Raw genomic sequence first — 9,303 nt, 5'->3', positions numbered from 1 at the left:
CCTGTAAATTTACCGGGGGCGAGGTTTCTCCGCAATCAACCGGAGAGATCACAACAACTCAAATATGTTGAGTTTCACTGTTAATCAGAATACAATTCCACACCCGATTGCAATTCTTAACCTCAATCCTGCCACCGAAGGTCATTTTGCCGCAATTGGGATTTTCATCACCTTGTTGAGGTCAGCCATTCCGGCTTACCCAAATATGTGAACAAACAATGAAAATTACAAGAACAAAAAACGGAAACAGAACAGGAAATGATTTCAATCTCGATTATAACAGTCGGCGGCACTATAGATAAGATTTATTTTGATGCCAGGAGTGAATATGAAGTGGGCCCGCCAAATGCCGAGAAGGTTTTGAGTGAACTCAATCTTTCCATTCATTATACGGTTACATCTCTTCTCAGAAAAGACAGCCTTGACATGACGGAGGAGGACAGAAAACTTCTCTACACAACAGTGGCCGCGGATCAAGCGACAAAAATCCTTATCACCCATGGAACGGATACCATGGTGGAAACCGCCGGATACCTTGCGGCCATAAAGGATAAAACCATTGTCCTGACCGGAGCCCTTGAACCTGCACTGTTCAAAACCAGTGACGCAACGTTTAATATCGGCTGCGCCATAGGCGCATTACAGGTGCTGCAGAACGGATCTTATATCGTCATGAACGGCAGGGTGTTTCCCGCTGACAACGTCAGAAAGAATCTGGAACTGAACAGATTTGAACCGCTCACTACTGAATCAAAAACGGGTTGACGGGACATTCCGATCCCACCAACCAATCCCTGCCAATTGCAACTATTCAATCAATATCGTTAACTTGTGCCTGTCCATAGTTGGTCTTTTTGCCCGATATCTGCGTTGCCCGAAAAATTTTATCCTCGGAGGTAAGCGTAGACTCCGATATCAATTATACGCCTGCGGTAAAATTTCCCGTACGCCTTGATCTCAAACAAAAATCCTCATTTCAGAACAGGTACTGACTTAAGGCAAAGATAGTTCAGGAAAGTCCCATTCTGGCCTTGGCCGGGGGTGTCTGCAGCCAGGACGGCTGCAGTCAAGCCCCCAGGGACGGGTTTATGGCGTCCCCCGGACGAGGTCAGAATGGGGCTCATCGCTTAAGTTAACGATATTGACTTTTGAACTGTAATTCCTCACCTGCCGCAAAGAATTCAGGGATTCAGTATTATTCAAGCTCGTGCATCAGAGCAGCCAGCAGCGGTTTTTCCCAATCCTTCTGGGAAGCCACTTCGGAACTGTTTTTCATCGTATCCATGCGAACGACGACACTGTTGCCCCGATCGGTAAACCAGATACCCACCAGCTCACCATCGCTGTCCTCCACCGTCTCACCACGCTTGAGGTGGATGGCCTCAATGTATTCAGGACTCTCCTTTCTGATACCAAAGCCGGCTTTGGCCAACACACTTCTCACCGCTGTCTGGGTCTCATCCAGAGTTCTCTGAAACGCTGTTCCTGTACCTGGCGGCGGCTCAACAGGAACCTTATCAGCACAACCTGCCAGAAAAAATAACATACCGAAAAAAGATACAACTGAAAAAAGCCGCAGTAAACCTGTCATCTCTCCCTCCTGAAAATATAGATAGTAAACAGTTTCCTCATCCATTATATGAAAATCCATCGGGCAGAAGGTCATACCACTCACGATCAGACTTCCATTAATTTGCTGCACCCAAAGGTATCTACTCACAATGACTACAACTCTATGATTTATCGTCTCCAAATTGTAATTGTAACACAGGTATCGGCAGGAAATCAAACGTAAGCGGTTACAACCGCCCCGCCTTTTCCAGGGCCATATACTATCTTTCAAAAATATAGATCAAATCGGCACCGGTCGATTCCGGCGATGTCCTCGTTTCTATGGAAAACCCGTGTTTGAGATCGTACCGCACGCGGAACACACCAGACTGGTTGAACATGTTGATATCATACCCGAGATAGAGGTCTTTTGACAGCCGTTTTCCGACGACCAGCGAGACATCTTCCCTGGCCCTGCTTCCCTCAAGATGCAGATCATCAACCGAAAGAATATCTGTCAAATTGCTTATGAGTGTATTTCCGCCTTTCAGACCGAGTGCCTCTGCTGCGGCACCAAGCAGATTTCCCTCCTCTGTGGAGGACCCGGCCAGGGAGTGGCCGACAATCAACTGTGACAGAATTTCAGTATCCTCCATAAACGGATCGGAAAAGAGATGAAACTGAAGGTCCTGCACCATTCCGCTGACATCGACCCCCACCACATAACCGTCCCCCCTGGCCTCTTCTGCACTGACAGCTTTCTGCGCCCGGACATCAATTCCCGGGTTGTCAATGGGTCCGCCGGTAAAAAGCACACGACCTCTTTTCAGGTCAAGGGAACGGCCGAAAATTGTAAATGTGCCGTCCACAAGATCCAGTTCACCTACGGCGGTCAGTAAAGAATCCGGCCTGTCCTGTACCAGGAGTTTCCCCGTGAGTCTTCCCTTCAGACCATAACCGTCAATTTCCACCTCATCCCCGAGAAAAACATTGAGATTGGTGAAAAACGGCCATTTTGTATCTTCACTCTCCTCATGCCCGTTCAGCAGAACCACATCATTGGATACCGAAACTGAACTCGTCATTTCTTCAGGAGTAATCAGGGCCCTGGGTATTCTCACAGTGCCACGTATCTCACCCCTGTCTTCACTGAAGAACAGATTGACATCCGGACTGACCTCTATTTCATATTCCGGCAGACTGAACAGAAGGAAATTCTCACCCTTCACATCCAGGTTGGCCGCAACCGGGCCGTCACCATACCGAACCCTGCCGGTTCCCTCAAGCTGCCCTTTTCCGGAAACAGCTGAAACTCGAAAAAGCAATCCATCTTTCTCCCCCGACAGAGAGAGGGCGACATCCTTCAAAGTAACACCCTGGTTAGGCAGGACAACTCCTTCCGCCCCCATCGTCATTTTTCCTTCAATTACCGGCTGTGCCAGAGTTCCGGAAAAATCAAACGCCCCCGCCAGCCTTCCCGCCGGTTCGACATAGAACCCAGTCATCGCCCCGGCAAAACCCAGATCAAAACTGTCAACCTCCATTCTTCCGGTAAGAGAAATTTCACCGGGAACCGGCTGAAACCCTCCCATGTTCTCCAGAGAAGCTGACAGGTGCATGGAACTGCCATTTGTCATTGAGCTTAAAAGATCAACGGACAACATGCCACCCTGCAATCTGCCTGTCAAACTGGCCTGGTCCAACTTCAGGTGCTCAACCTCTTCATCTATTCGAGCAAAATCAAAATCAATTCCGGGGGAATTCAGCAGAATATAACCACTCTTTACTTCCTTTTCATTTCCTTCAGCCTCCAGATTGCCGCTGAGAGCTCCTGCAACAGGCAGGGTAAGTAAATGGTACCGGTTAAGCCAGCCCAGATCAATATTTTCAAGTGCCGCTTTCAGCCACCAGGTCACTGCACCTTCTTTTTTCCGCAACCGACCATCCAGACACAAGTGCCCCTCTTTATCGGTAAAACAGAAACCCAGCAGGGCCGTTTCGCTTTTTCCCAGAGAAAAAGAGGCCTTTTCGACCTGTTCCCATGTATAAACAGCATTGGAAAACTGTCCATCCCACAGCGTACCCTGCCAGTTTTTTTCAACTATTCCGCCATCAGCCTCCAAATGAAGCTCCATGTCTTCTCCGGTAAGCTGCAGTTCAATATTATGGTGTTCAAGAGACCCCGAGATCGTCACATTGCCCCTCTCTACATCAATGTCAGCTATCCTGGCTCCATCAAAATGAACATTTGCATCTATTTTTTCACCGGAAAAAGGTCGGCCATCAAATGAAATATCCAGTTCATTCATCTTTTTTCCAGCCAGACCAATTTTTTCACCGTGCAGTTCTGCCTGTAAATCCGGATCCACAAGGTTTCCGACAAGGGTCCCCCGCAATGAGAAAATACCTGCCAGAGAAGGCAGAATCCGGCTCGCATCCGGGACTGTTGCGGAAAAATTGAGACCAAGATCATCCCCTGCCGCCCCCTTTACCTCAAAAAATGCCCTGCCCTGTCGCACCACTAAACCATCCGTCCTGAACATGCCGTTTTCAAAACGTATCTCACCTGCTCCGGAAACAGGCTGTTCCAGCATGGTGCCGCCAAGATCCAGAATTGACAATTTCCCGGACAGATCACCGTCACCACCAGTTCCCTCAACAACCAGATGCCCATTGAGAGAACCATTGAATTCATGGAGAACCGGGTAAGAGGAAGGATCGATATTTTCAAAGGAGACATCCCCGAACCAGGTCAGGTTTTCCTTTTTCCAGGAGAGTTCCCCGTGATGAACAAAAAATTCCCCTGCTCCTGTATCATCCTTTATATGCAGGGAATCCGTATAAACTCTGTCTTCCGTTAAAAATATCTCACCATTTGCCGCCACATGCTGTTCTTCAACAACACCACCAAGGGATGAAATGGTAAAATCGGCTCTGACCCCGTTTTCAACGACCCTGCCCCGACTCTTAATCACTGCGTCAATGATGCCGCTTACCGGTCCGGGAATAATGTCGAGATTAAACCGGTCGAAAGTAAACTGCCCTCTCCAGTCAAAAATATCCTTCCAGGAAATGCCTCCACCCTTTACATGAACCCTTTGCTTTTCCATTTCAAGAGTCAGGGAACGAAAGATTATCCCCTCCCAGTCTCCATCAAGGCTGCTCTTCAGGGCAACATGCTGCAGTTTTTCCCAGCCTCCCGTGGCTGCAACCTCACCATGATAACCGGCTCCGGTGGCGGAAAGTTCAATATCCGCATGATCAAGTATGATTTTCGGCCACTCCCGCTGGAAACGGGAAAAATCAACAGCCGTTCCCCGGACTTTCATCCGGCACAACGCTTTATCGGGCAGGCCGGTCAACCGGCCACCGGCCTCAATAAGTGCCGGTTCTTTCATTGCCAAATGAAGCTGCAGATCCCCAAGTGGGCCTTCCAGGGAGAACGTTCCGGCAAAACGACTGTATCCTGCGGCTGCAAAACCATATTCACCGAGAATATTCACCTCCCACTCCGGTCCGGGCTCCAGTGATCCGTGGAGGGACAGCTCCACCCCCTCCCCACGAAAATTCAGTTCCTTCACATTCATGAGCCCCCCGCGCCAGTCAAAGGCCAGCCCCATGTGTTCTGTAAAGAAGATGTTCTTTCCATCCTCTTCCACGACCCGAAAATTATTCACTTCCAGTTTTTCCACCACAAGCCGGAAAGGTAAGAACAACGCGGGAAGTTCCACTGCAACATCCTCCGGGGAAGAATCCTGTTCCCCCCGCTCAATCACAGTCAACCACCCTTCGTCCACGGAAACATTCGCCAGGGCCAGTTTACCCGTTAAAAGTCCCAAAGGACTCCATTGACAATCTATTTTTTTTAAAAAAAGAGAGAACGCCGGCAGTTTCATCTCAACATCCTCTGCAGACCAGTTTCCCGCCAGCTTCCCCTGAACGCTGCCGATACTCAGCATAGGAGAGGCAAAGGAATTCACTATACTGCGAATTTGCAAGAGCCCGGTATCCGTAAAAAGAAAAAAAACAACTGCACCGGAAAAAACGAGGAAAAAGGGCAGAATGATACGCAGCAGTCGTTTTCGCATCAGAGATCCCCCCCCACGGTGAAATGAATTCGAAAGGGATATCCATCTTCTGAAACGGCTGAAGCCAGATCAAGACGAACCTGACCGAAGGGCAGTCGAAACCGCAGCCCCATGCCGGCTCCCTGGAAAAAATCCAGCTTCAGATCGTCGGTCGCGCTCCCCGCATCCCAGAATGCGGCGACACTCCAGCGATCGGTCAGAATTCTTTCCAGTTCCATACTGCCCACAACCAGGTATCTGCCGCCGATAACGGCACCGGAACTGTCTTTTGTGCCTATTGATTTATATTTATAACCCCGAATCGAACTGTCTCCGCCGGTATAAAACCGCAATGAAGGTGGCAGGGAATCGATGGTATCAACAACTGTCATGCCTAGAGAACCCCTGCCAATGACCCGCCATTGATTAAACGGAGAGACAATGGCTTTGCCGCTGACTGTTGTCTGAAGAAATGTTGCGTCTGCAAGAATACCCTCCGCGGCCCCAAGTAACTCAATAGATGCCTGCAACCCCAACTTCGTGTCGAGAATATCATCGGCAAAAATAAACCCTCCTCCCAATGATGGAATAAGGAGCGTACTCTTTCCACTCGTGTTGCCGACGTCATAAACTTCATCCCGGAGTTCAATTCCAATACTGTACTTATACCTGGGATCAGCATATTCACTGCTGACGGCAGCGGTCAACAGACGCGTATCGGTATCATTCCATTTCTTGTCCTGGTAGGCGAGACCATGAACAAATTTTTCATAACGGGGATCACTGCGTGGTACGGTATAGAGAAGGGAAAAGGAATTTTCAAGTTCCGCCACCTGCAGCGATGCTTTGAGTTTATGGCCTTTCTTGTTGAACAGACGATTGCTCCAGTCGATTTTCCCCCTGGCCCCTGTGTCAGTGGCATATCCCAGCCCCAGGCTGTATTTATTTTTATGCTTCGGCGGTTTGAGTTCCACCTTCACAGGGATATATATTCCCCTGGGATTGGCCGTATCTCCACGTGCCTCAACACTGCTGAAAAAGTCAGTTTTATAAAGGATGGACTGCAGCTCAAACAATCCGGCCGGACTGTAGGGATCACCTTTTTTATAGGGCAGATAGCGCTGCAGAAGATCCGGCCTGATAATATCCTGACTGCTTGATGTCTCGCCGAAAAGGTAGCGGGCACCGGTATTCAGCACAAGGAACAGGTCCGCCCTGTTTTTCTTCAGATCCACACGGATTTCATGCCGTGTATAACCGGCGTCGAGAAAGCCTTCCGTAATGGCCAGGGAAGCAAAATCTTTTTTCCATTTTTCGTACTTTTCCTGATCAAGGACTTTACCCTTCCGCAGGGGAAATTCAGCCAGGGCCTTTTCCAGATTTTTATTGTTTTTTCCTTCCCCGATCAGTTCAGTCTCCACCTTGTCAATCAGAACCGGCTCTCCCTTTTTGATGGAATAGACAGCAATCCAGCTCCCGCCTTCATTATTAAGACTGGCCGATATTTCAGGGTGATAATAGCCGAAAGGTGCCAGGGCCAGGCGAATATCCTCCTCCGCCTGACGGTGCAGTTTCCGCACCTCATTCTCTTTCAACCTCTCATTGTTCTTATGAAGATTCAGTTTAAGCCGGGCAAGAACATTTTTCTGGAGTACTCCATGGATACCCTCAATGGTAATCGCCACCTTTACCCCGGCCCCGGAGGTCAGAGGGAAAAAAACAATTGACAAAAATAAAAAAAATATGAGGATTAACGTTCGACAGGACAAGGATGATTTATTATTACATATTTATTTCTTCTAAATAACAAAAGTTATTTAGAAGTTATTTTTTCCCTGATTATGCACAGTTCGGCCTGAAACAGAGAATCAGGGGGACATGGAGTCTCTACCCTTCAGGATTTAGATTTTACTGTTCCTATTATAAAGATGAAACCTGAAAAGGTAACCATAAAAAAAATCGTCAATGGCGGTTATGGCCTTGCACACCTTCCGTCGGGAAAAATTGTGCTGGTGGAACAGGCCCTTCCAGGCGAAACACTGAGTATTGTCTCCAGACAGGTGAAAAACACCCATTGTCATGCCACCATCAGGGAAATTATGATTCCCCATGACAGTCGGTGCCATCCTCCCTGCCCCTTCCATGACAGATGTGGCGGCTGTGATTTCCAGCACTGCAAACCGCAATTTCAGGCACAACTCAAAACGGCCATCATTGCAGATCTTCTCTCAAGAAGCAATGATCCGGTCCTGCAGCAGGCACAATCCCTGTTACAAAAGACAATCCCCTCACCCCGGTCTTTCGGTTACAGACAGCGAATTCGCCTGCAGGTTTTCGACGGAGACAAACTGGGGTTTCGCCGCTTCAAATCCCATGCGCCCGTGGAAATAAACCGGTGCCTGCTGGCGGCAGAACCACTCAATCATGTCCTCAAGAATCTGCATCAACTCCCTCATTTTCGCTCACTTGCAGAACATTCATCAGAACTCGAACTGCAGCTTAATCCGGAAAACAGAAAGGTTGTGGCAATCTTCCGGTTCACGAGAAAACCCAGACCGGCTGATATTAACAATGCCAGAACAGTCTGTACACAACTTGAGGCCCTGGAACGAATTTTTTTCTCCGGGGACCAGTTCCAACTGACCGGCCCTTTTGCAGCAGACAGGAAACAGGAAATTCTGCTCGGTAATTCACTCCATATATGCTACAGGTTGAATAACACCAGCCGGGAACCGTTCAAACTCCAATGGGAAATCGGAGGTTTTTTCCAGGTCAATCCCGGGCAGAACCAGACGCTCATCAATCTGGTTCTGCAGTACAGTGGAGTGGATACTGCCGACACGATTCTCGATCTTTTCTGTGGAATGGGTAATTTTTCAATACCTCTTGGCCAAAAAGCAAGAAGTATAACAGGAATTGAAGGCCAGGGAAGCGCCATCCGCAGCGCCAGGGCAAACAGCAGAAACAATGGCCTCACAAACACTGTTTTCACTAAACAACCTGTCCACGAAGCCTGTCGACATCTGGTGATGGAAGGCCGACAGTTTGACTGCCTGATTATCGACCCGCCCCGCCGGGGTATTCCCGGGCTGGCCGGAGAGATTGCAGCATTGACCAGAAAACGATTAATCTATATTTCCTGTGATCCAGCTACCCTCTGCCGGGACCTGACAGAACTCTGCCGAACAGGATTTACCGTGAATTTAATCCAGCCTGTTGACATGTTTCCCCAGACCCACCATATTGAGACTGTAGCCGTCCTTGAGAAATAATACCTAACTCCTGCAATTGACAAGTTCGGAGTCTTCGCTTACCTGCCGAAGATGCGAGGTTCAATGGCGCTGACGTATAGGCATACTTCAAGCCATTGAAAACGAAGCAGGTAAGCGAGCCTGCGAGACTCCGGGTTCGGTAAAATTGCCAATCCCGCAGGGCAAAGAAAATGAAAAAATTTACATTCACTCAAAAAGTGAATGGCCAAATTCGTTAGATATATCATAACACATTGAGATCAAACCATAATTATATTTTTTCATTTTCTGAAGTGCAGGATTTAGGTTACTTTTTATTTGCCGGAAGCAGATCAGTAATGGAACCATCGACAATTTCTGCTGCAAAAGCAAAAGTCTCCGCAAGAGTCGGATGAGCATGAACAGTTCTGCTGATGTCTTCCGCGTTGGCACCC

Annotated in this window: 5 protein-coding genes and 1 pseudogene; 2 read left to right on the top strand and 4 right to left on the bottom strand. The window is 48.5% G+C overall.

The window, feature by feature from the left end; translation table 11 throughout:
- The first annotated feature begins 258 nt into the window (after positions 1 to 258).
- A complete protein-coding gene (locus tag ACXLDX_RS11420; protein WP_457577311.1) occupies positions 259 to 765 on the top strand; it encodes an asparaginase domain-containing protein in 507 nt (168 codons plus the stop codon).
- A 430-nt stretch (positions 766 to 1,195) separates the two neighbouring features.
- On the opposite strand, the gene ACXLDX_RS11415 is transcribed toward ACXLDX_RS11420, so the two are convergent.
- From ACXLDX_RS11415 to ACXLDX_RS11405, 3 genes are all read right to left on the bottom strand, one after another.
- The gene (locus ACXLDX_RS11415) at positions 1,196 to 1,591 is read right to left on the bottom strand and encodes a hypothetical protein (RefSeq protein WP_457577310.1); all 396 of its coding nucleotides are present in this window, start codon (positions 1,589 to 1,591) and stop codon (positions 1,196 to 1,198) included.
- Between the two features lie 241 nt (positions 1,592 to 1,832).
- A complete protein-coding gene (locus ACXLDX_RS11410; protein ID WP_457577309.1) occupies positions 1,833 to 5,639 on the bottom strand; it encodes a translocation/assembly module TamB domain-containing protein in 3,807 nt (1,268 codons plus the stop codon).
- On the bottom strand, positions 5,639 to 7,303 hold the full coding sequence (locus ACXLDX_RS11405; protein ID WP_457577308.1) for an autotransporter assembly complex protein TamA: 1,665 nt from the start codon (positions 7,301 to 7,303) through the stop codon (positions 5,639 to 5,641). The genes ACXLDX_RS11410 and ACXLDX_RS11405 overlap by 1 nt, the downstream gene beginning before the upstream one ends.
- A gap of 243 nt (positions 7,304 to 7,546) precedes the next feature.
- Here ACXLDX_RS11405 and rlmD point away from each other — a divergent pair, with 243 nt between their 5' ends.
- Positions 7,547 to 8,890 (top strand): 23S rRNA (uracil(1939)-C(5))-methyltransferase RlmD, encoded by a 1,344-nt coding sequence (rlmD, locus tag ACXLDX_RS11400; protein WP_457577307.1) that lies wholly within the window; start codon positions 7,547 to 7,549, stop codon positions 8,888 to 8,890.
- A 286-nt stretch (positions 8,891 to 9,176) separates the two neighbouring features.
- Here rlmD and ACXLDX_RS11395 read toward each other — a convergent pair.
- Positions 9,177 to 9,303, bottom strand: a pseudogene (locus ACXLDX_RS11395) (dihydrolipoyl dehydrogenase family protein); the annotation flags it as partial.

This window comes from Desulfomarina sp., assembly GCF_054039375.1.
The sequence above is the reverse complement of the archived record's forward strand: the minus strand, read 5'-3'. Positions and strand labels throughout refer to the sequence as shown.

Bases quoted from the DNA above. Each gene is read 5' to 3' on its own strand.
- ACXLDX_RS11420 (WP_457577311.1), top strand. From the start codon at position 259: ATGATTTCAATCTCGATTATAACAGTCGGCGGCACTATAGATAAGATT.
- ACXLDX_RS11415 (WP_457577310.1), bottom strand. From the start codon at position 1,591: ATGACAGGTTTACTGCGGCTTTTTTCAGTTGTATCTTTTTTCGGTATG.
- ACXLDX_RS11410 (WP_457577309.1), bottom strand. From the start codon at position 5,639: ATGCGAAAACGACTGCTGCGTATCATTCTGCCCTTTTTCCTCGTTTTT.
- rlmD (WP_457577307.1), top strand. From the start codon at position 7,547: ATGAAACCTGAAAAGGTAACCATAAAAAAAATCGTCAATGGCGGTTAT.